Source organism: Rhizobium ecuadorense, from assembly GCF_001187535.1.
GTDB lineage: Bacteria > Pseudomonadota > Alphaproteobacteria > Rhizobiales > Rhizobiaceae > Rhizobium > Rhizobium ecuadorense.
In genome coordinates this window covers 1-296 of record NZ_LFIO01000602.1, presented here as the reverse complement: position 1 = coordinate 296, position 296 = coordinate 1, and the positions used below count along the sequence as shown (strand labels likewise).

At 57.4% G+C, this 296-nt stretch carries 1 protein-coding gene; it reads right to left on the bottom strand.

Annotation, left to right across the window (positions count from 1 at the left end; genetic code table 11):
• Positions 1 to 296 (bottom strand): substrate-binding domain-containing protein (locus tag AF337_RS12220; RefSeq protein ID WP_152971021.1); only part of this gene is annotated, 296 nt, incomplete at both ends.

The following is a 296-nucleotide window of genomic DNA, read 5'->3' as shown; positions in this document are numbered from 1 at the left end:
CCTTGCCGCCCAGCTCATGCAGTTTCCCACCGGCGGCTTTGCCGGCGGTATATTCGTCCTGGCCGACATGCAGCAGCGCTCCCAACTCCTTTGAAACGTCGGAACCGGAATTGATGGAAATAACCGGGATACCGGCGGCGACGGCCTTCTTGATGGATGGACCTAGTGCTGAGGCGTCTGGAATGGAGACGATGAGTCCGTCGGGCTTCTGATTGACGGCAGCATCGATGAGCTGCCCCATAGACACCATGTCGAAAGTTTCCGGAGCGCGATAATCGACGCTAATACCCATATCC